We start from the raw sequence: 22,294 nt of genomic DNA, 5'->3' as shown, positions 1-22,294 counted from the left end.
ATTCAGGTTCGGTGGCTCATTGATCCCCATCCCTGCTCCCTTTCAGACATCATTCATAGCATGCAATACGCACCGGAAATCATTCAACGACTCCAGGCAGCTTCTGAGGTTGACGTTCCGTTGGACGATTTCATCAAAGAGTGGCTCGACCGACCCTGGCCTCTCACTCCCTGGGCCAGCTGGACGCTGTTCTCACTGATCCGACACCGTCCACGACAGGAGTTCGTTTCACAGATCGTGCAGCAGAACCTGGGAGTCGACCAGTTGAATCTGGCCAAACAAGGCTATGATGCCCATCCGGAAGGCATAAATCGCGGACCAGTGTCCGGCTTGCCCGAATGGGAATATTATTTACACGGCTGTGGCTGTAGCCTTACTCATCAACAAACGGGCGTAGAGATCGATGTCGATTTTTATGACAAAACCGCCGACTGGATTGGCCTGTTTTTTTATCAGGGATTTTTAAAGTCACTGCGACAGCCCGAGCTCTGTGAAGCACGCGTGCTCGCACTGCATGCCTCCATTGAAACCGTCCAGTTCGCGTTTGAGGAACTGCAGGAGCAGGGATTTCTGGAGGAAAACTCCGAACATCATGCCTCACGCCTCTCGTTTGAGATCGGGAAGATCCTCCCCCTGTTGGAAAGTCTGACAGAGAAACACGCGGAGCCAGAGACCATGCTGCGTCTGGCCGCGGTGATTGGCGACTGGCCATTGGTAGAACAACTGCTGAACTCTGGAGAAATTCCACCTGCAGTGACAGCGAAAGCCCGGCAGATCATTTCCGCCCGCAAACGCTTTCTGGCGAATGAATTCGAGCAGAACGAAAATCAGAGTCTGGCCTTGCAGGCGCTGCAGGAGAACCAGAGCCCGGACCTGGATGACTTTTTGAAACGGGCGCTGAAATCAAACAACTTCAGCACCCTCGATACTGGCCTGGATTTAATCGTCGCGACCGGCGACACCCGCTGGTGTCCCCTGGTGTCAGAAGTCCTGCAACGGGTCAGTTTCATGGGCAGTGCCGATGAGTTTCCGCGTCCACAAAAATGGGCGCAATGCCTGGAGTTCCTGTTACGACAAGAGTATGAGTTCGATAGAACAATCGAATTCTTGAATCACGTTCCAAAATATGCTCTGGGAGAAGCGGCAGCGATCGCCCTCGAATTTCAGCCTCATTTGGCACTGCCGCTGTTCCGCGAGGCACTCCGCTCCAGTATCCCTCACAATCGTGAAACAGCAGCCGCGATTCTCGCAATCATAGGCCAGCCTTGGTGCCAGCGCGAACTGCTCCAGATTTTGAAAGAGTCCACCGATCAGGAAGCGACATCAGAGAGCCGCGCCGCTTTGAAAATAATCTGGAATCTCGAATCGAAAGCGGACGTCGAAAACTGGGAACGCGTCAATCCCTTACAATTCGAAAGTGATGAGCACATTACTGTCGTCGAAGCCATGCTGCTACAGACTCCCTGGTATGTCAAATTCGAAATGGATCAATGGCGCGACCGCGTGCTGCCGCTGCGTGACATCATCCCTCCCGATGCGGAATAGAATCGTTTTGCTTCGCTAGTGCCATTCTGCTAATCTGAATCAGACTTTAACTCCCCCCTGAAACATCGCGGACCCGCCCATGAAGCTTCACCGTCATTTATTGATTGTCTGTCTGTGCCTGCTGGTTTCCAGCGCTGGCTGTACCGTGAACTTCAGCGTTAACGCGGAACGGGAGGAAGACCTGGGCTCGCATCATGTCATCATCCGCCCGGGAGATACGATGACCACCACGACGGAAGCCACGTTCGGGGATGAAGCGACATACGAATTTACGTGCGGCGACGTGAAGGTCCGCATCGAAAACGAAGCGCTCTCGGTGAACGGCAAATCGTATGGGATGCTGGAACCCGGACAGGAAGTCATCGTCGATCATGGAACCGTCAGTGTCGCCGGTGAAGTGCGACAGCCTGTCGTGGACAGTCAGACTGACGCACCCCAGGCAGAACCGGCCGAGTCGCAGGCAGACTGATGTTGTGGCTGTATATTTAATAGCCATCTGATGTTCCGAAACCGGCTAAGCAGGTCCGCTTCCCAGCCGTCTCCCCGGCACGACCGTTCCAATGGGAATCGGGGGCTCCTTTCTCTCCCTGCCCAACTCGATTTTCAGAATTTTGTTGATCAAGCAGGCAATTTCAGTAGGATAGACAATATAGAAGATATTTGCCGCCCAGGCAGGAGGTATGCGATTCGGCGGATTGACGGAGCATTTTCCTTAATCCGGGAGCGAATCTCATGTTGGAACTGGCGACTATCAGTGTTTTCTGTCTGCTTTGCTTTGCCCTGCTCAATCTTTACTGGGGCCAGCGGGTCGCTCGCCTGTACCAGGCACACCTCGCTCAGAAATCTAATTCCAGTTACACACCGTCGGCTGCGGTCGTCTTGTCTCTGCGGGGCAATGATCCGTTTCTGGCCGACTGCCTGCATGGTTTGCTGAACCAGGATTACCCTGCGTACCAGGTGAAAATCGTCGTGGATCACATTGATGATCCTGCTTTCGCTTTTGTGACCCAATACCTGGCAGAACACGAGCATCCGCATTGCGACGTCAGCATCCGCGAAGTTTCCAATGGGGGCTGCGGCCTGAAGAACGCCTCGCTGGTACAGGCCATCCGGGAAGTGGATCACGACGTCGAAGTCCTTGCCTGGCTCGACGCGGATGTCATTCCTCATCGCAGCTGGCTCCGCGAACTGGTCTCTCCTCTGCAGGATCCCGAAGTCGGAGTCGCTTCGGGCATCCGCTGGTATGCGCCGCGGCATGCCAACCCGGGAACCATGGTCCGCCATGCCTGGAACACCGCAGCCATGATGCAGATGGTGGCTCTGGACATTCCCTGGGGAGGTTCAATCGCGCTCAGCCGGGAGATCTTCACTCATCCGCAATTGACGAATTCCTTCTCCCGCATGCTCTGGGATGACACAGGACTGAAAGTCATCGCAGATCAACTGGGCCGCAGAGTGGCTTTCGTGCCTGCCACGACGATGGTCAACCGGGAATCGATCTCCTTTGATTCCTGTTTCCGCTACATGACCCGCCAGCTGGTGAATGCCCGCTATTATCATCCGCACTGGTGGCTCGTCGCCGGCCTGGGATTGATGACGGCTGTCGCGCAGACCGCGTTGCTGGTTCTCAGTGTGCTCTTTATGCTGCAGGGTGATCTGACGGCAGCAGCGAGCTCCGCGGGAGTATTGCTCTTCGCGAATGGCTGTGTCGCAGTGGCGATCTTCCGCATCAGTCTGCTGGTTCACAAGACGGTCAAAGCTCGCGGCGAACATTTTCAGCGTCAACCGCTGCGCACGCTGGGCTACCTGGGAATCACGGTCTACATTTTCGCGGCTGCGTTACTGGCAGCCATGCGGACCCGCACCATCGACTGGCGCGGCGTGCTGTATCATGTGCCCGATCCGTTTAATGTGCAAATCATGCATTATGAACCGTATCGGCATCCCGAAGCGAATGCCTCACTGCACGAGCTGGAACACGTTTCGATTTAAAACAGATGTTCCGTTTTTCGGTGCAGTGAACCAGGTCTCAATCAGGAACACCTGCTTGATCCTGCGCGTCGACAGCGAGTAAGATAGAGCAGACTGAATGATCACATTCCCATCTCAGGCTGCCTTGCGCACCCGTCACCCGATGTAAAGACCTGCTATGTTTTCTGAATCCGCCTGGAGCCGCAAAAGTATCGGCGACGTCGATGTCGTCTACCATGAAGGCCTCTATCATCTGTTTCACCTCGTGCTGCCTAACCACGACTTCATCGCGCATGCGATCAGCGATAACGGACTCAACTGGCGTCGCGTCGATAACGCACTGTTCATCGGCGATCCCGGAGGCTGGGACGACCTGATGCTCTGGACGATGCACGTCACGCCCGATCCGCATCAGCCAGGGCACTGGCGGATGTTTTATACCGGCGTCTCCCGCCGCGACCAGGGAAAAAAACAACGCATCGGACTCGCACACAGCGAAGACCTGTTCCACTGGCGAAAGGCGGACGTACACTGGGAAGATCAGCGCGGCCACGACGATCCGGAAATCGTCAAGCAGACGCGAGCGAAGCTGGTCTGTTCGGTTTCCAACAATATAAAGTCGAAGCAGGATCTCAACAGCAGCTTTCCGCTGGAGCCGGATGCCGAATACTACGAAGCCTCGGTAGACGAAGAACGCAACTGGGTCAGCTTCCGCGATCCCTTCTATTTTCACGAGGAAGACCGCGGCTGGCTGTTGATGGCGGCACGCACCAACGAAGGCCCGCTGGTCCGCAGGGGCTGTGTCGGTCTGATGGAAGAATATAAGCCCAACCATTTCCGCGCACTGCCGCCGCTGCACGCGCCGATGATGTATGACGACATCGAAGTTCCCAATCTGTTCCGCATCGACGGCGACTACTACCTCGTCGGCAGTCTGCGGGAAGACGCCAAGATCCGCTACTGGCACACCACGGATCCGGAGCAACCCTGGCGCAACTATTACGACAACGTGCTGCTCGCCAAGGGGAACTACGCCGGCCGCATCTGTCGGGACGACAAGGGGCTCCTGCTCTGGAACTTTTATGTCCGCGATCCTCACGACCGGATGACGAACAACATCCTGCCCCCGCCCAAGCGACTTATACGCCGGAGTAACGGACAGTTAAAAGTCCAGACCTACGAAGGCATCATCGAACGCATTGTCGATACCCTCGATTCCCGCTGCCTGCACACGTTGAAGGGAGCCCGCGAGCAATCCTACTTCTGCATGCTCGACGATTCCCTCGAGCTGATCAGCCAGGCCGGCTTCCAGGGATTTGTGTTCGACGAGGAAATCAACTGCTTTCGCATGCGGTGTCGTCTGACGATGAAGGGGGCCGGCAAATGCGGACTGCTGTGCCGGATCGATCCCGAAACGCACGACGGTTATTACCTCTCACTGGACCTGATGAAAGGGATCGGCCAGTTCCGCGCCTGGAAAACGGGACCGCTCAGATCGGGAGAGCACATGATGCAGTTCGAATCGCTGCAGGACGGTTTCTGGCGGGCCAGTGAACCGCAGGATGTCGAAGTGCAGATGATCTCGTTCGGCAGTTACCACGAACTCAGTATCAATGGGAACGTGATCCTCTCCCTGGCCGATGCAAACTTCAGCAGCGGCATGCTGGGCTTCTACGTGGAAACAGCGTCATTGCACGTCTCCGATCTCGAAGTGCATCACATCAAATCACCTACCCAGACCGACGATCACCTGACCACCGGCTGGAGAACCAACGGTGAAGAACCGGGAATGCTTTTGCAGTAAGCAATCAGCTTTACACGATGTTTCCGTTAACCGCCGAACATTTTCTCATACAGACTGTAGGCGGTGCGTCCTGCAAGCAGGAGCGAAGTGATCAGGCCGATAAAGCCCAGGAACTTCATCCAGAAGGGAATCGCGTTTTCGCCCGTCATGTCGGAACGGGTCGCCAGCCAGAGCATGGCGATCGCCAGCATCGGAATGCCCAGCACGGTCAGCGACTGGGCGAAGATAATCAGCCCCACGGGACTCTGTCCCATGGTCTTGGTGTAAATGGCGACGACCATCCCCATCATCAACGCACCGACGGTACACAGCTTGGGCCACTTCTCATCGATGTAGCCACCTTTGCCCAGGCCATCCGACAGGACCGAACCGCCGATCATCGCGTTCACCAGGAAGGAACTGAAAGCACCGGCGAAAATCCCCAGCGAGAAAATGATCACGCCGAAAGTTCCGAACCCGGGTTCCAGACTCTTGGCGACATCCGCGACGGACCCCAGTGTTTTCACATCGGGATTCTGATACAGCACCTTGGCGGCGGTGATCAGCACCATCATCGTGATCAGTCCCAGCACACAGATCCCGACAGTCGAGTCGATCAATCCCTGTTTGAGGTTATAACGGGTCCAGCCTTTCTGCCGCACCAGGTACGACTGATAGAAGGCTCCGGCTACGGAGAACGTGGTTGCATACAGCGCCACGACAGGCGTCATGACTTCGCTGAATTTCACTTTGCTTGTATCGAATTCGGGCAGGGAAGGAATGAACCCGGCGATCGCTGCACCCCAGTCGGGCTTCGCCATCAGCAGGTTAATCGCGAAGGCGATGATCATGATCCCCACCAGGAGCTTCATCAGGTTTTCGATCATCGCATACAGATGCTTGAAACCATACAGTGCCAGAATGATGAAGATATTCATGGCGATAATGATCAGGATGTCAGCGTTGCTCGAACCCATAAAGGGTTCGACCGCGGCGAGTACTCCCAGGTTATTGCTGAACTGAAAACAGGCGGCGATCAGAAACAGAATGATCCCCGTTGCAGCGGCCACCGGGCGTCCCGCCCGCTTCGCCAGCTCATCACAGATCGTTCCGTCCAGTTGAATCCCCAGTCGCGCCGACAGCGCGGTCATCGCAATCATCATGATGACCGCAATCACCAGCACCCAGTTCATCTGATAGGCGTATGTATGACCGATCTTGGAAGCCGACAGAATACTGCCCGGCCCCAGTACCACCGAGGCGGTAATAATCGCCGGGCCCAGGCTGCCGAGAATGCGCTTGATCAGATTCGATGGAGGCTGTTCGCTCATGGGAGTCACCGTATTTTCTAAATAACCGAAAGAAATTCATCAGGCCGTATCTTAACAAACCTGATCCTCAAATTAAGGTCTTACCGGTTGCAATTATGCAAATCGATCGTAAATTACGACCTCGTCTAATGTTAGCTGCCCAGCTCGTTCATTGGCGGGTCGCAGAGCCTTCCCCACAACCACGAACATTGAGATCAGGTGGTCCTCGGGAAGATTGATCAGTTCAGCCACTTTATCAAAGTCGAAACCGTCCATCGGACAGGTGTCGTAACCCATCTCCTTGGCGACCAGCATCATCGTCTGGGCGGCCATTCCGCAGGAGCGCATGGCTTCGTCCCGCTCGGCTTCGATGTTGTCCTTGTAATAGTTTAGAATCATCGGCACCAGTGCTTTCTGCACCGGTTCGGGGGCGTTTTTCCAGTAGCGGTCCGGCTCTTTTTCCCAGGCCTTCATATCCGCACAGATCACGACCAGCAACGACGCATCGGTCACCTGCGACTGGTTCCAGGAAGCGTCCCGCAGCTTCTGTCTCAGTTCCGGGTCTTTGACCACGAGAAACCGCCAGTGCTGAATATTGAAGGCGGTCGGGGAAAGCATGGTATAGGAGAGGAGCTTTTCGATTTCCTCATCGGTCATGCGATGTTCGGGATCGTATGCTTTGACAGAACGTCTTTCCTCTATTGCCTTTAAGGTGTCCATTATCTTTCGCTTCTCTTGACGGGTTCGGGTAATTCACAATGCGCCAGGCACTTACTATCATAGGCAGTCTCAGCGAGGATGAACACTCTCTGCCAAAACCGGAGGCAGGAAATCAGCTGTTTTTTCAGCCTTTTCAGGCGTCTCCGCCAGGATTCTTCTCTGAACACACATTGTCGCCCGCTGAACAGACCCCTATAGTAGTTACTAAGGGCTACCGGACTTCAGGCACGGATGAGAAGGTCAACCCCCGTCCCCGGGGGCACCTGCACAACGGAATTAATCACAGGATCGGACAATGTCCCAGTCAGATAAAAAACAGACCGCCGCAACAAAAAACAGTGCCGATACTCCACCGGAACAAAAGAAACGCTCCTTCGGACGCACCTTTCTGATTCTGCTGGTCATCGTCGGTATTCTCACCTGGTTTGCACCACAGATCATCTCGCGTACCGCGCTCAAAGATTCGATTCTGCCCCTCGTTCTCAAACGCTATCCCGCGGATATCAAAACGGGTGACGTCACACTTGGCTGGGGGCAGCCGGTCTCCTTTCAGAATATCGTGCTGGAAGACTTTGAAGGACGCCCCGTCGTCCGCATCAAACAGATCCAGACTCAGAAAACGCTCTGGGAACTGGCGAAGGACCGCAAGCAGGTCGGCGACGTGAACGTGACCGGCGTGGATTCCTTTACTTACGTCAACAGCCAGGGAATCGCCAACCGGGACTTCATCACGGCAGTCATCAATAAAGGGACTGAGGAACATCCGGAAGGGGAACCGGGTAAAGAGGAACCGCCGAAAACGGGTCTGCGTCAATCGCTGAAACTGAACCTGACCGATTTGAATCTGTTTGTCGTCAACACAGACCAGCAGGCAAAAGAGGAGGAAACTCCCTACCTGGCCGGCATGAACATTACGGTGACCCGTCCCGGTCCGCGAACCGAACCGGTACTCGTGGAAGGAAACTGGCAGGAGAAACTAGCCGAGAATGCGGGCAGCAGCAAACCTGCGGAAATCGCCTTTACCGCCAGTGTGGTCAATGCAGACCAGCCCGATGCCTCCCGCTCCGGTTCACTCAAATTCAAATCACGATTTTTCGACCTCAAACAAATAACGCCGATGGTGCAGGCCTTCTCCCCGGGCGCTTACATTGACGGCATTTCCAATTCCGAGATGGAAGTCAAATGGTCGGGCACAAAAGAGGCCCCCCGGTTCACCGTCAAAGGGAACTGGGAAGCGGCCCCCTTCGTCTTCAGCGCCCCTGAGCTGATCGGTAACGACGAAATCTCGACCGACTATGCGAAAGGGAACCTGGACCTGATGGCCGCCGATGGCGTGCTCTACTTTAAACAGGCCGAGACAGAATCACAGCTGGGGAAACTGGCGTTGCAGGGCAAAATCAATCTGAAGGACCTGCAGCACGAGGATCGCCGCGAACGGCTGGCCGGTCTGTTGTCATCCCGCCTCAAGCTGACCGGCGATCTCGACCTGGCCGAGGCGGCCCGCCAGCTGCCGGAAACCGTGCACCTGAAACCGGGAATGCGAATCACATCGGGGAACGTCAACTTCGAACTCTCCAACTATAATCCGCATAAACCCGAAGAGGCAGCAGACCAGACCTGGCTCGTTGCTCTGAAAACTTCCGATCTGACCGGCGTGAACCAGGGACGCGAAATCCGCTGGCAGCAGCCGATCGAACTGCTGATGCGGGTCCGCCGCGAAGCGGAACAGTTCGAAATAGAATCGCTCCGCTGTGCCTCGGACTTCCTTAAGCTCAGCGGCAGCGGTAATGCACGGGACCTCAAGATTCAGCTCGAAGCGGACCTCGATTTGCTCTCACAGCACCTGGAGCAGTTTGTCGATCTGCAGGCTGTGGCCCTCAAGGGGAAACTTAAAGGGGAGGTCGATTTTCAGATCGAGAACGAGAACTGGAAAACTCAGTCTTACCTGACATTTCAAAACCTGCAGCTGGCGGCCCCCGATCGCCGCGGCTGGAGCGAGCCCAAGCTCGAACTCACCATCGATGGCGCCGGTACAACCGATGAGAAGCAGCTGCACGTCGAACGTTTTATCGTCACGCTGCTCGCCGGCGAAGATTCTTTCCAGGCGAAACTCAAAGCACCGACAACCATCGAACGACAGGCGGAAGCAGATCAGAAACAGCAGGTGCTTCCGTTCCAGGTCCAGTTACGGGGTAAAATCGCGTCCTGGGCCGATCGTGTACGTCCCCTGGGGAGCCAGGACCTGGAGCTGGGAGGCAATGTACAGTTCTCCTCGGCAATCTCGATTGGTGACGAGTACGTGGCACACGAAAACACAACCCTCGACCTGACCAATCTGCATATCGCGTCTCCTTCCCTCTGGATCGATGAGCCGCGGGCCGAACTCAAAACAGCCGGCAGCTGGGATGGCAAACACAAGACATTGAAACTCGCCACACTGGCCTGGCGGAGTGAGGCGGTTGCCGTCAATGGCGAAGGGATTGAAGTACAACTGCCCCACGCTGAAGTCAGCACTCCCTCGCTCGACGGGAAACTCGCCTTCAATGGCGACCTGCACCAGATGACCAGCTGGTTCCAGAATCCCGCAGAACCGCCGGGACAAAAATATTATGGAAACATCCAGGGGCAGGCCAACGTGATCGTCAATGATCAGGGCCGGATGGCGAACTGGCGGACGACCATCAAGGACTTCGCCATCGAAGCGCCCCGTCGCCCCGATACGCGGGTCACAAAAGAACCGATTGCCAGCCAGCGCAACCCGGGCTGGGTGATCAGCTGGCAGGAGCCGGAGATCCGCATCGAAGGGGACACCCGTCAGAATCTGCAGGAAGACACTGTCGCAGTCAATCAGATGTTGATTCACTCTGAGATGCTCGATCTGACAGCGAAAGGCAAAATCGACAACTGGAGTACCAGCCGCAACATCCGCCTGGCGGGTGAAGTGACCTACGACTGGGAAAATCTGACTCCCCTGTTGCGCAGCAAACTTGGCCCCGATGTGCAGATTGTCGGGAGAGAGACACGTCCCTTTAACTTGAATGGCCCGCTCGGCTCGCCGCAGTCGGAACAAGTGGAAGCGGTGGCCCTCGACAATATTCAGCCCCGACCACTGTATCCCAACACGCGGCCCCTGTTCGTACCGACGACCCGTTACCAGGATCTGACCGGCGAAGCGGGTATCGGCTGGGAACAGGCCAACATTCGCGGCCTGACCAGTGGCAAGACGACCATCGAAGCCCGCATCAAAGATGGCCAGATTCATATTACCCCCATCGACCTGCAGGTCAGCGGCGGTCGACTGCGGGTGGCCCCCATCATTCGACTGGACGTCAAACCGGCGGCCCTTGTCTTTGGTAAGGGGGAAGTGATTGACCGCTTTCAGTTCACTCCCGAAATGACCCGTAACTCGCTGCGTTTTGTGGCGCCGATGATCGCCAACAGCACCAGTATTCAGGGACAGTTCTCACTGAGCCAGGACTACGCCATTATTCCGCTTGACCAACCGGCGCTGGGTGAAGCCCGCGGTGCGATGTCCATCCAGTCAGCCAAGGTGGGACCGGGCCCCTTGTTCGATGCTCTCGCGGGAAAGATTGATCAGGTCCTGGCGATGATCAACATCAATCGTGACGGCCGCCTGATCGGCCCCGATGCGATCTTCATGCAGGTCAACAATCAGACCGTGCAATACCATATGATTGACGGCCGCGTTTATCACAGCCCGTTCCAGGTCAACATGAAGGGCATCACGATTACCACGACCGGTTCGGTGGGCCTCGATGAATCACTCGACCTCATTGCCGAAGTGGGTTTCACAAACATGCTGCCCCAGGACAGCGACAAGCCGCTGATCAAGGCGCTGCTCAGCCGTCCGCTCAAACTACCCATCGGCGGCACGCTCAAAAAACCCAAGGTCGACATGAGCTCGGTGGGTAATTACGCCAAACAGATGGGCGTGAACGCCCTCGACGCCGTGCTGGGAGGCGGCATTGGTTCCCAGATTCAGAGCCTGTTCCCCGAGCGGACCCCTGAAGAAATGGAACGCATCCAGAAGGAACGCGAGGAGCATCGCAAAGAACGCGAAAAACGCCGCGAAGAACGCCGCCTCGAAAAGCTCAAACGCAAACAGTAATAGTGAGATACAGACTTTTTCTCACATAGGGTATTTTACTAACTAACTTACAATGCTAGAACTATTTCCAAGCATCGCGGGTACCTTGAGCAATATACACACACTTCCATCATAAGTTATGACATTAGTACTCTTTTCAAAGTTTGATTCTTTGGTTTTATCGACTAAACTAATGCATACATAGCTACAACTAGATTACGCCCTTACAAGTATACTTATGTTGGATGGAAATAATGGACGGGGAACCCAGTACAGTCTGCAAAACTCATCTTCTTAACGACCTTCCTTCCTCGATTGATGCTTTCGCCTCACCAGATGACGTTGGGCCTCACAGAAGAGTTGCTGATGCCATTTCTAACATGATTGAATCATCAGAGATGGGAGGGAAAGCAATTGGCCTCGAGGGAGGCTGGGGATCTGGGAAATCTACCGTTGTTCAGTTTATAACAGATAGATTCAAAGGTAACGAAAACTACACGGTTGTCTTATTCGATGCCTGGGCCCATGAGGGAGACCCTTTAAGACGAACATTTCTCGAAACTGTTGCGACTTCATTAACTGAATACGGCTGGGCAAACAAAATAATTTGGAAAAGGAAGCTTGAGGAGTTAGCAAACCGAAGAAAAACAACAACAACTAAAATGATACCCAAACCTACCAAACTCGGTAAGGCAATGGCGATTTCGCTATTACTTGTTCCCATAGGGACGGCATTCTTAGCAGGAGGGTTTCGCCAAGGTGTATCGTTGGGTTGGCTATTATCAGTGAATTGGTTTTTTTTTCTTGGTTCTTTGTTGTCCCTCTCTCCCTTTGGAGTTTTATTTTATCGTTGGCTATGGCTTCGATATAAAGTTCAAACACTCACTGTTTTCTTAGTTCCTATTGCTTTAGCTTTTATCTTTGAGGGCCTGAGTAAAGGTGTTTCGTTAGAATGGTTTTTGCCTCCGAATTGGTTCTTTTGCATTGGCATTTTGCTACTCATTGCTTCTCTTTGGCGGTTTAGATATTGCTATCGTAATGGCAACTCCAGCATAAGATCTCATGAATCGGAATCTCAAGATGAAGAAGATGATGAATTTTCAAATGGTGCTTTTCTGGTTCAGCATACAGTCAATGAAACAAAGACAGAGACAATCGAAACACCCGATCCAACATCTTTAGAGTTTGATGAGTACTTCAGAGATCTCATGAATGAATCTCTTTCAAATGATTCTCGAAGACTATTGCTTGTTTTAGATAATCTAGACCGTGTTGACGCCGAAACAGCATTAGGGATTTGGGGAACTCTTCAAACCTTTCTTCATGATAGGAACCACGACTTTGAGAAATGGTTTAAATATCTATGGGTAATTGTACCGTATGATCCAATTCGAATGCGTCGATTATGGAATCATCCGGAGGAACATGAACTTTCAAACAAAATAGATTCTGCATCTCTGAGTACAAATTCTTTAGAGTCAAATGGAAAGAGTGAAGTAACAAGGACTACTGAATCTTTTCTTGATAAGAGCTTTCAAATCCGATTTCATGTTGCTCCACCTGTTTTGTCAGATTGGAAGTCTTTTCTATTTAAGCTTGTCGAGCGTGCTCTTCCAAATCACATTGAAGATCAACATATAATCTATCGAGTCTTCGATCATTGCAGAGCTCGAAATGGTGATCCGCCGACACCAAGAGAGCTCAAACTGTATGTTAATCAAATAGGCGCGATTCATCGTCAATGGCAACATGAATTTCCAATAGGACATGTTGCTTACTATGTTTTATCTCGAAAAAAGGAACAAGCTTTAATAGATAAAATGCGGAGAGACGTATATCCATCAGATGATGACTTGAGGTTATTGGGCGACGAACTAAAAAGTAGTCTGGCAGGACTTGCATTTAATGTAAGAGCTATCAAAGGCCTAGAAATATTACTTGCAGAATTGATCACGAACGCCCTTAAAGACACAACCACAAAAAATCTCGTTGACTTGGAAAAACGTCATGGCACTGGATTTTGGTCAGTACTTGAAATACTTGCTTCAACGAAATGGTATGAAGAGGAGCCAGCAGGACTTGCAACCATTGCTTTACAGTTAAAATCATCTGGTTTATTAGACAATTTCGCTGGTCCTGAACGCGCAGAAATAATTAAATATCTTGAATTCGCTTCAAAAATAATGAGAAGATGGTCACCTATTACAGAAACAGAACCAGATGGAATATGTGCCCTCTTAAATTTGGTGGATGATGAGCTATTTTCAAAGAAGATTCTTCCGAAAGTTTTGAATGAATTTGCAAAGCTTGAACCTCAGAAAGATGATCGTTTAGATTCGAAGTTAATAGTTGATTCATTATCTAAATTTTTAAGAACTGTAGAGTTACTCAATCACAATAAAATAATTCCGAAGAAGATAACCCTTCCTTTTGAAGGAGAAGAATGGGTCAAAGTATGTCCTGAAATTGAAAAAACAAATACTTTAATTCCATATAGATCTAGGTTTAAGGCAAGTGGAAATTTTGATTCGATTTCAAACTCTTTAGTTTCATCGATTTCATCTGGTAAGTTTTCAGACTCTCATGTCATTGCTTTTAAAATAACTTATCAAAGTGCAATATTTTCTTCTTGGCAAGCGATATATACCGCGATCCAACAACGACTTGAGGCAGATAAAAATGCACCAATTGACGAGGTGTCCAACCTACTAGCGGGTCTGCTTCAGATGCACACTCTTAATGACGAAGATGCTCTGACTATTTTACAAGCTATCTTTCAATCAGGCCATTTGTATCATCATTTTCACAATGCCAAAAACGAGGATAATGAATCAGCACAAGCAACAATAATTTTGTGTTCGCAATTAGTAAATCCAGAACTTCCCAAATCACCTTCAATAGGAAACTCGGACTCAGGTTTTAAGATGCTGATGAATGTTATTTCATCGCCAGTTGACTCGTTTATTTCCAATTATTATGAAGTGTCTGAACGTTTTAATTTGATTTCAGAACTTGTAGGTGACTATGAATTTGAAACGGAAGATAAATTTCATTTATTGAAACTTGGGATGCTCAAGATATTAGCAGAGTCTGATGATTCTGAAATTGTATTTACATCAGATTTCGTTATGAAAAATTGGAAAAGACTTAGGTCAGAACTGAATGATGAATCTGATAATAATCGGTTTAGAAACATACTAAAAATACTTGTTAGTAATGAAGACTTCTGTGAGTTGATAATAAATTCTGGTGCTGGATTTGATACAAAGGATGTTTTTCTTTATCTGGACATAGTAATTGAAGCAAGTAATGAAGTGCCGGTCTTTGTGAATTGGTGTAGACAAGGATTGCGAGAAATGAGCGAAGAGGCTTGGAAAACTGACTTTCGAAATGAATATGCTTGTTGCTCATTAGTTATCACTCTTTTTGAAAGAGGAGTTGCACCTAGTCTGTCCAACAATTTTTCGGATGCAATTCAAGATCATGTATCACTAATAATCAATGGGGATAAATTACCACCAGAATGGATGCAAAATAAATGGACAGACATTTTAGAATGCCTTGAAGAAACTGGAACCCGAAAAGTTCTAAGAGATCGAATTATTAGAATAGCAATTCAAGCAGATGGAGAGATCTGTGATGAATTTTTCACTATGTATGGTGAGGAAATAAATGACGCAGAGGCTCTTGCTTCAACTGACCAGGTTCTATCCTTTTTGTTTACACCAATTATAAAGAAGAAGAAAAAAGACAAAGGACTGACTTGGTTGGAACATTTTGCTGCCCAGAATAATGACTTTCTGAAGAAGGTTAGTGCTGAATACGAGGTGCAGGATTTTACTAACCGTTTGCAAGATTATGTTGATGAGTCTGATGAGTCTGGCGTCAGGGATACTATTACATCTATTGCGTCATATTTTGGTATTGAACGAAATCCCGATTTGAAAAATTCAGATAAGAGTACTGAAGTTGAAGAAGAAAACTCTAGTGAAGAATGATCACAAAAATTTATAATTAATTCCCTCTGCCTCAAATATCAATTCACCTCTAAATTCTGGTAACCGTTGCCAGGTTAGTCTTTCTTTTCCCCCCACATACTGTAACAAATGAGAGAACACGAGAATGACACTCTGCGGCAAATATGCCTGTCTTGATCTCATACTACCCGAGAACCAGGTAAGCCGCTTGACATTGATTTCTGTAACTACTATTTGGTGATTCAAACAAATCTCATAAATTTACGTAAATTAGCGCCCAGTGACATATACAACGCAGTTATAAATTACCGGCAGCCAGCGCTTTGCCGCTCAGATCACTGACGCTCCATCACTTCCCGGAAACGGCACTCAGCTCTTCTTTACCACCGTGCTGCGGCAGCAGGCGTTTTGCTTCTTTCAATACGAACTCGGGATCCATAAACGGTTCGTAGCTGATATCCTGCCAGACGACGTTCCCTTTCGCATCGATAATGAAAGTACCGTGCAGGGGCTGCTTTTCGAAATCGTCGTAGACATGGAACGACTTAAACACATCCAGCTTGCTGTTTGAAAACAGCGGGATCGGCAAATCCCCTTTGTCGTAATTCTTGATGGACGTCTTCAGACCTTCCTGGTCGTCAGTGCTGATCGCCATCAGCGGGAAACCGGCCTGCTCGAACTCCTTGACCATCGGAGCGAAAGCCTGCAACTGCTGCGCACAGTGCAGACAGCTGTAACCGAGATAAAAGATCAACACATGCGGCTTGCCCTTGAACTCATCGGAACTGCGGAGCTGGCCTTTCGCATCTTTGAGCTGCCAGGTCGGGGCAGGGGAGGGTTCCCAGCGGAACGGTCCCAGGGTTTTCAGATCGGGGCGATCGCCGACATCGCTGGCCAGTTTGTTTTCAATCCGCCAGTCTCCAGCATAACCGGCAGCCTCGGCGACCGGCGCCAGTCGAGTGAAGAGGGGCACATCCAGGTCGATGGTGGCAGACAGCTTTCTCAGCTTGTCAAACTCTTTCTTCGCCTCTTCCTTCTTGCCGGACTGCCAGAGCAGTTCGACCAGAGTCGCCTGGGGCTGCACTTCGTTCTTATGCGAACCGATCAGCTTCCGCAGGGCCTTCTCTGCTTTTTCCGCATCGCCTGATTTCCATTGAACGACAATCAGGTAAACGTCGTCGGCACCACCGGCTTTCTTCAGCAGCTCGTGTCCTTTCTTGAAGTCACCCGCTGCGATCGCCTGGTGCCCCTGCAGGGCATCGATGTGTTTCTGTACTTTCTTGATGCGGGCCACAAACGGCTTACCCGCTTTTTCTTTCGCCGCTTTGATGTCCTTCTCGGTCGGGGCGGCTTTCTTTTTGGAATCGGCCTTCTCGTCTTTTTTTGCGTCTTTTTTCTCGTCTGTTTTGGGGTCAGACTTTTCGTCCGTCTGCTTGTCGTCGGCTTTCTCGGGATTCTTTACTTTCTGCTCTGCGTCGGCCTCCGCTTTGGTTTTCTCAGTCTCCAGAGTCTCTAACCGTTTCTGCAGTTGTGCGATCACCTGCTCCCCCTCGGAAGCGCGACCACTCTGGAAATAAGCCAGTCCCAGGTAACGCAGGCGATTCAGCTGTTCGTCTTCCTCTTCGGTCGGCTCCAGGTAAGGTGTCTGGCTGAGTGCAATAATATCGTCCCACAGTTCGTAGGTGCGCAGCACCTGCAGCAGACGCATGCGTCCGTACTTGGCACTCCCCCGTTTTTTGAGTGTGTTGTATTTAGGGTGCTGAGGCAGTGAGATCATATTCTTCGCCAGATCCACAGCATCGTGCACGCGACCAATGAAAATCAGGTTGCGGATCAGCCATTCGTTGTTGTGGGCATAGTTGTGAATCTGGTCCGGCATGACCGCATCCCGCATCATGTGGGCGTGGTCCACACGAGCCGAAGCTTCCTGCTGCCAGACCGCATCCTGGTAGCGTTTGAGCCGCGAATAAATGTGACCGGGCATGTGCCACATGTGGGCGATTCCGGGGGAGGACTGACCGCAGTTCGCTGCCGAGGTCAACGCCATCTCCGGCTTGCGATGATCCCATAGATGAATTCGATAGTGGTGGGCAGGGTGCATCGGGTTCTTAGCGAAAATGTCCTGCAGCAATGCTTCCGCCGCCACATAGCTCGTGCTGGCAGACCGCGATTGATACAGGTGCACCGCCAGGAACGCCTTGGCTTCCAGGTCATCGGGATATTCGATGATCAGGTCTTCCAGCGCTTTGGTATATGCTTCATTGCGCTCCTTGCTCTTTTTCTTGTCGGCATTGATGTAGTCTTCCAGCGCTTTGATATATTTCTTCTCGCGCGGCGTGATCTTGTCGAGCCGTTTGTTTGCTTCTTCGATGAACCCCTTGGCCCGCTTCTCGTTTTTCAGGTTGCACATCGCAGCGCCCCAGAAGGCCATCGCGCAGTCTTTGTCGAGATTGGCCGCATGCCGGAAGGAACGCTCGGCTTCCAGGTACCAGAACCCGTGCAGCTGTCCCAGCCCCTGGTCCAGGAACTTCTGTGCTTCCGGATTCTTGACTGTCACGTCGAAGTGCACATCGCCCGTGCCTCCCATCAGGTAAGCAGCCCGCCGCGGTCCCTCGTTGAAGACTTCACCATGATACGAATGGCCCGCCAGCACGTCGTCCGACTCAGCAGAGTCCTTGGCGGTCGACTCGGCTTCGGCTGACTTCTCTTTTGTCGCCTCGGTCTTGTCGGCACTCAACACGGGTCCGGCAGAGAAACAGAGCAGGCCGGCGGCTGTGGTCAGGGAGAGGAAGCAACGCTGCAGGGATGCGGGGAGGGTCATACTCATGATTAGCACTCAGTTGTTGGAATGATTGAAGCTATGATTCCATCGCGGCGAAAACCGCGCACGTTACGCCATTTTACCCCCGCCGGTTTCGGAATGTCGATCCTCCCCGACAGAATCGGCGGACAATTGCCGGAAAGATGCACTTTGACTGATATCATCGTTTCACACAGGATTTCTGCTTGCCTGAAATTAATGTTCAGATTAGCATACCCGGGTTATGGCTCGAGTCTGTTTTACCCCCAACCTGGAACGCCACCTGGCCTGCGCTGCAGCGGAGGTCTCCGGTACTTCCGTACGTGAAGCACTGGACCAGGTGTTTGAAAATCAACAGCAGCTAAGGGGTTACGTTCTCGACGACCAGAATCGGCTGCGGCAGCATATGGTGATTTTTATCGACGGCAAAACCATCGTCGACCGGGTTCATCTCAGCGATGCCGTCTCGACAGACAGTGAACTTTACGTGATGCAGGCACTCTCCGGCGGTTAATTTAAACCTCAATTCTCGGCTCTCTGAATTCACAAAAGAAAGGTGTCGGCATGAGCGCTCGACTGCACGTCGCCACACGCAAAGGTCTGTTTCATCTCAAACGACACTCTGGGCGATGGTCTATCGGTCGACACGATTTCGAAGGTGCCCACGTCTCGATGTCGCTGCATAATCCCCGTAACGGGATGACCTATGCCGCTTTGAACCACGGACACTTCGGCGTAAAACTGCACCGCAGCAGCGACCAGGGAGCGATCTGGGAAGAACTCACACCTCCCGCTTATCCGGAGGGCGCCGTTAAAGGGGCAGACCCGTTTACCGCCAACGGAGAACCGAAGCCCGCCAGCCTGAATGAAATCTGGTCGCTGGAAACCGGGGGCCGCGATCAGCCCGACCGCCTCTGGTGCGGCACCATTCCCGGCGGACTGTTCCGCTCCGACGATGCCGGCACCAGCTGGCAGCTGGTCGAATCATTGTGGAATGCTCCCGAGCGGATGCAATGGTTCGGCGGCGGCAAAGACGATCCCGGCATTCACTCCATTTGCGTGCATCCGAAGAACAGTCAGCAGGTCGCAGTCGCCATCTCCTGTGGTGGCGTCTGGGTGACCCAGGACGACGGCACCACCTGGAACTGTCAGACCACCGGCATGTTCGCCGATTACATGCCCCCCGAACAGGCCGATAATCCCAACGTGCAGGACCCGCACCGCATGGTGCAGTCCCCCTCGCGACCGGACACCTGTTGGGTTCAACATCATAACGGCGTGTTTCGCACCACGGACGGCATTCAATCCTGGCACGCCATCGAGGGCATCCAGCCTTCGAAGTTCGGTTTCGCGGTCGCTGTCCATCCGCAGCGTCCCGATACTGCCTGGTTCGTTCCCGCGGTCAAAGACGAGAACCGCGTTCCCGTCGGAGGCAAGTTCGTCATCGCCCGCACCACGGACGGCGGCCAGACCTCACAGGTCCTCACCAAAGGCCTGCCAACAGGTAAGAGTTACGATATCGTCTACCGCCACGCCCTGGACGTGGATGACAGCGGCGACGTCCTCGCCGTAGGCAGCACCACCGGTAACCTCTGGATCTCAGAAGACGGCGGCGACTCCTGGCAAACCATCTCCAGCAACCTCCCCCCCCATCTACTGCGTAAGGTTCGCCAAAGCGTAATCAGCCATAGCGAAACTCAATCAGTAAGTTTCGGCAACTTCTTACGCAACCGGGCCAGGCCCGCGGAGGTGACTCGGGTGTTCTCCGTATAAAGTGAACTCAGTCTGGTCAGGCCCTCCAGATGCACCAGACCTGCATCCGTGATCCCGGTCTGATTCAGATTGAGCCGCGTGAGATTCTTGAGAGTCTCTAATTGAACCAGGTCGTCATCAGTCACTGGCGTCTCAGACATTACCAGGATCTGCAACTGAGGAAGTTTCGAGATAATTTCTAACCCTGCATTCCCGGCCTGTGTTCCCCCCAGGAAAAGAAATTCCAGCTTTGTGAGCTCTTCCAGTTCCTGCAGCCCTGCATCACTGATCTGAGTCTGATTAAGATCCAGGATTCGCAGTGCCTTCAGACCGGCCAGATGTCTCAGTCCTGCATCTGTGATTCGGGTCTCGTTCAGGCCAAGCTCATACAGATTGGTTAACTCTCGCAGATGGGCCAGTCCCGCATCCGTCACTTGAGTGCCCGTCAGATAGAGCCCCGACAGTTGCTTCAGCCCCGCAAGATGGATCAACCCTTGATCGCTGACTTGAGTCCGAAACAATGTAATGCGCTGCAGGTTGTCAAGCCGCTTCAGATTTATCAGGCCGGCATCACTGATTGCGGTCTCATGTAAATCTAAAAACTCCAGTCGGCGCAGGTTCTGAAGATGCTGCAGACCACGATCACTGATCGCGGTGTTCCCCAGCACGAGAGTCTCCAGCTCTGCGAACCCTTCGAGATGCGACAGCCCCGCATCATTGATACTCGATCCGTTCAGGACCAGTGCCCTCAATTTGTGCAGACCCGCCAGTTGAGAAAAACCCTTCTCAGAGAACGTAGCGTCACTCAAATCGATAAATTTCAGATTCGTCATACGACCGATGGCAGCCAGGTCGGAGTCACTGAGTGCCTGTTGACTGCAGTTGATTTCGAAGGGCCGCTGCAATGAGTTCCAAACCTCTTGGCTCACATTCCCCTGAACCCAGTTCTGACAGGCATAAGGCAACTGGCCCAATACCCAATTCGGCTCCGATTCGATCGTAATTTTCGGATTCGATTTCAACTGTTGAATTGCCCGGCTGTGCCGAATCCCAGGCACGACAAACAGCACCAGACCCGCCACAACCACCAGCCCGATTCCACGCCAGACCCAACGCAGGCGGCTCACGCGCTTCTGGTTGGGTTCGGGTTGGGTCATTGCAGAGGCTCCCTCAAAACAACCACTGTTGTCCTTTGCCCGTTGTCGGCGGACGGAACTGCGTAAAGTCCAACGGCGGCAACCGCTCATCCAGACCATGCTTGCGCGCGAAGACCTGAAACAGATTGCCAATCTGCTCAGAGATCTCACCGGTGCCACGAATCCGCGTGCCGAACTCGGCGCTGTTGAGCTTCCCGTCCCGCGTCTGTCGGATCCGGCTGATGACCCGCTCCTTCCGCGTGGGTTGCGTCCGCTCCAGCCATTCCAGGAACACCGGCTCCACCGTCAGCGGCAGGCGGAGCATGATATAACTGGCCGAGCGCGCGCCCGCCTCTTTCGCCGCTTGCAGAATCGCAGGGATTTCATGATCGTTCAAACCGGCAATAATCGGCGAGACCATCACCTTCGTCGGCACTCCCGCCGCGGAGAGCTCGCGAATCGCCCGCAAGCGGGCCGCTGGAATACTGGTACGGGGTTCCATCTCGCGGGCCAGCTCCGGATCGAGCGTCGTGATCGACAGGCTGACATTCACCAGCGACCGCTGCGCCATCGATTGCAGAATATCCAGATCGCGCACGACGAGCGCATTCTTCGTGACGATCCCCACCGGTTGATTCGCTTCCGACGCGACTTCCAGACATTGTCGCGTCAGCTGGAACTCGCGTTCCGCGGGCTGATAGCAGTCCGTGATGCCGGAAAAAGCAATCAGCTCGGGCTGCCAGTCGCTGCGGCTCAGAAAGTCCCGAAACAGCTTTGGCGCATCCCGCTTGACCATGATCTTCGTTTCAAAGTCCAGCCCCGCGTTGTACCCCAGGTATTCATGAAAGGGCCGTGCGTAACAGTAACTGCAACCATGCGCACAACCCCGATATGGATTGATGCTAAAGCGAAAGTTGAGATCGGGCGAATCGTTCTCGGTTACGATCGACTTGGAATGATCGTCCAGGTATTCAATCCTCCGGGGCCGGGAGAGATATTCGTCATCCCATTCCAGCTGTTCCAGATCCGGTTCGGCATACTTCGACTCAAACCGGTTGGGGGGATTGATGTGAGAACCGTGCCGCATGACTCGCTCGAATCAACAAATAAACAAAACACCTGACACTTTGTTTATAGGCAATTCACTGGCAGGAGGGAAGGATCTTTTTCAAAGATGCAAAATTGACGACGT

12 protein-coding genes and 1 pseudogene are annotated in these 22,294 nt (G+C 52.5%); 8 read left to right on the top strand and 5 right to left on the bottom strand.

Annotation, left to right across the window (positions count from 1 at the left end):
* The first annotated feature begins 60 nt into the window (after window positions 1–60).
* The 4 genes from F1728_RS15065 to F1728_RS15050 all read left to right on the top strand — a co-directional run bounded on the left by F1728_RS15065 (window position 61) and on the right by F1728_RS15050 (window position 5,320).
* Window positions 61–1,545 carry a DUF6896 domain-containing protein gene (locus F1728_RS15065; protein ID WP_155364803.1) on the top strand — a complete coding sequence of 495 codons (1,485 nt, stop codon included), beginning with the start codon at window positions 61–63 and terminating at the stop codon, window positions 1,543–1,545.
* Window positions 1,546–1,624: 79 nt separating this feature from the next.
* Window positions 1,625–2,014, top strand: coding sequence for a hypothetical protein (locus F1728_RS15060; protein ID WP_155364802.1), 390 nt, complete (start codon window positions 1,625–1,627; stop codon window positions 2,012–2,014).
* A gap of 263 nt (window positions 2,015–2,277) precedes the next feature.
* Window positions 2,278–3,537, top strand: coding sequence for a glycosyltransferase (locus F1728_RS15055; RefSeq protein WP_155364801.1), 1,260 nt, complete (start codon window positions 2,278–2,280; stop codon window positions 3,535–3,537).
* Between the two features lie 157 nt (window positions 3,538–3,694).
* Complete coding sequence (locus F1728_RS15050) at window positions 3,695–5,320, top strand: glycoside hydrolase family protein (RefSeq protein ID WP_155364800.1); 1,626 nt, start codon at window positions 3,695–3,697, stop codon at window positions 5,318–5,320.
* A gap of 26 nt (window positions 5,321–5,346) precedes the next feature.
* Here F1728_RS15050 and F1728_RS15045 read toward each other — a convergent pair whose 3' ends face one another.
* Window positions 5,347–6,630 (bottom strand): Nramp family divalent metal transporter, encoded by a 1,284-nt coding sequence (locus F1728_RS15045; protein WP_155364799.1) that lies wholly within the window; start codon window positions 6,628–6,630, stop codon window positions 5,347–5,349.
* Between the two features lie 93 nt (window positions 6,631–6,723).
* Window positions 6,724–7,329: a nitroreductase family protein gene (locus F1728_RS15040; protein WP_145045457.1), complete on the bottom strand. Its 606-nt coding sequence runs from the start codon at window positions 7,327–7,329 to the stop codon at window positions 6,724–6,726.
* A gap of 295 nt (window positions 7,330–7,624) precedes the next feature.
* Here F1728_RS15040 and F1728_RS15035 point away from each other — a divergent pair, with 295 nt between their 5' ends.
* Together F1728_RS15035 and F1728_RS15030 are read left to right on the top strand one after the other, a co-directional pair.
* A complete protein-coding gene (locus F1728_RS15035) occupies window positions 7,625–11,458 on the top strand; it encodes an AsmA family protein (RefSeq protein ID WP_155364798.1) in 3,834 nt (1,277 codons plus the stop codon).
* Between the two features lie 233 nt (window positions 11,459–11,691).
* Complete coding sequence (locus F1728_RS15030; protein ID WP_194242838.1) at window positions 11,692–15,435, top strand: P-loop NTPase fold protein; 3,744 nt, start codon at window positions 11,692–11,694, stop codon at window positions 15,433–15,435.
* 328 nt (window positions 15,436–15,763) lie between these two features.
* Here F1728_RS15030 and F1728_RS15025 read toward each other — a convergent pair whose 3' ends face one another.
* The gene (locus tag F1728_RS15025) at window positions 15,764–18,241 is read right to left on the bottom strand and encodes a peroxiredoxin family protein (RefSeq protein WP_155364796.1); all 2,478 of its coding nucleotides are present in this window, start codon (window positions 18,239–18,241) and stop codon (window positions 15,764–15,766) included.
* A gap of 217 nt (window positions 18,242–18,458) precedes the next feature.
* Here F1728_RS15025 and F1728_RS15020 point away from each other — a divergent pair, with 217 nt between their 5' ends.
* A complete protein-coding gene (locus F1728_RS15020) occupies window positions 18,459–18,728 on the top strand; it encodes a MoaD/ThiS family protein (protein ID WP_155364795.1) in 270 nt (89 codons plus the stop codon).
* 50 nt (window positions 18,729–18,778) lie between these two features.
* Window positions 18,779–19,895, top strand: a pseudogene (locus F1728_RS15015) (WD40/YVTN/BNR-like repeat-containing protein).
* 16 nt (window positions 19,896–19,911) lie between these two features.
* On the opposite strand, the gene F1728_RS15010 reads toward F1728_RS15015, so the two are convergent.
* Window positions 19,912–21,123, bottom strand: a complete 1,212-nt coding sequence (locus tag F1728_RS15010; RefSeq protein WP_194242836.1) for a leucine-rich repeat domain-containing protein — start codon at window positions 21,121–21,123, stop codon at window positions 19,912–19,914.
* A 13-nt stretch (window positions 21,124–21,136) separates the two neighbouring features.
* A complete protein-coding gene (locus tag F1728_RS15005; RefSeq protein WP_155364793.1) occupies window positions 21,137–22,189 on the bottom strand; it encodes a PA0069 family radical SAM protein in 1,053 nt (350 codons plus the stop codon).
* Between the last annotated feature and the right edge of the window lie 105 nt (window positions 22,190–22,294).

Source organism: Gimesia benthica (assembly GCF_009720525.1).
Taxonomy (GTDB): Bacteria; Planctomycetota; Planctomycetia; order Planctomycetales; family Planctomycetaceae; genus Gimesia; species Gimesia benthica.
Note: the sequence above shows the minus strand (reverse complement) of the source record. Positions and strands in the feature narration are given on the sequence as shown.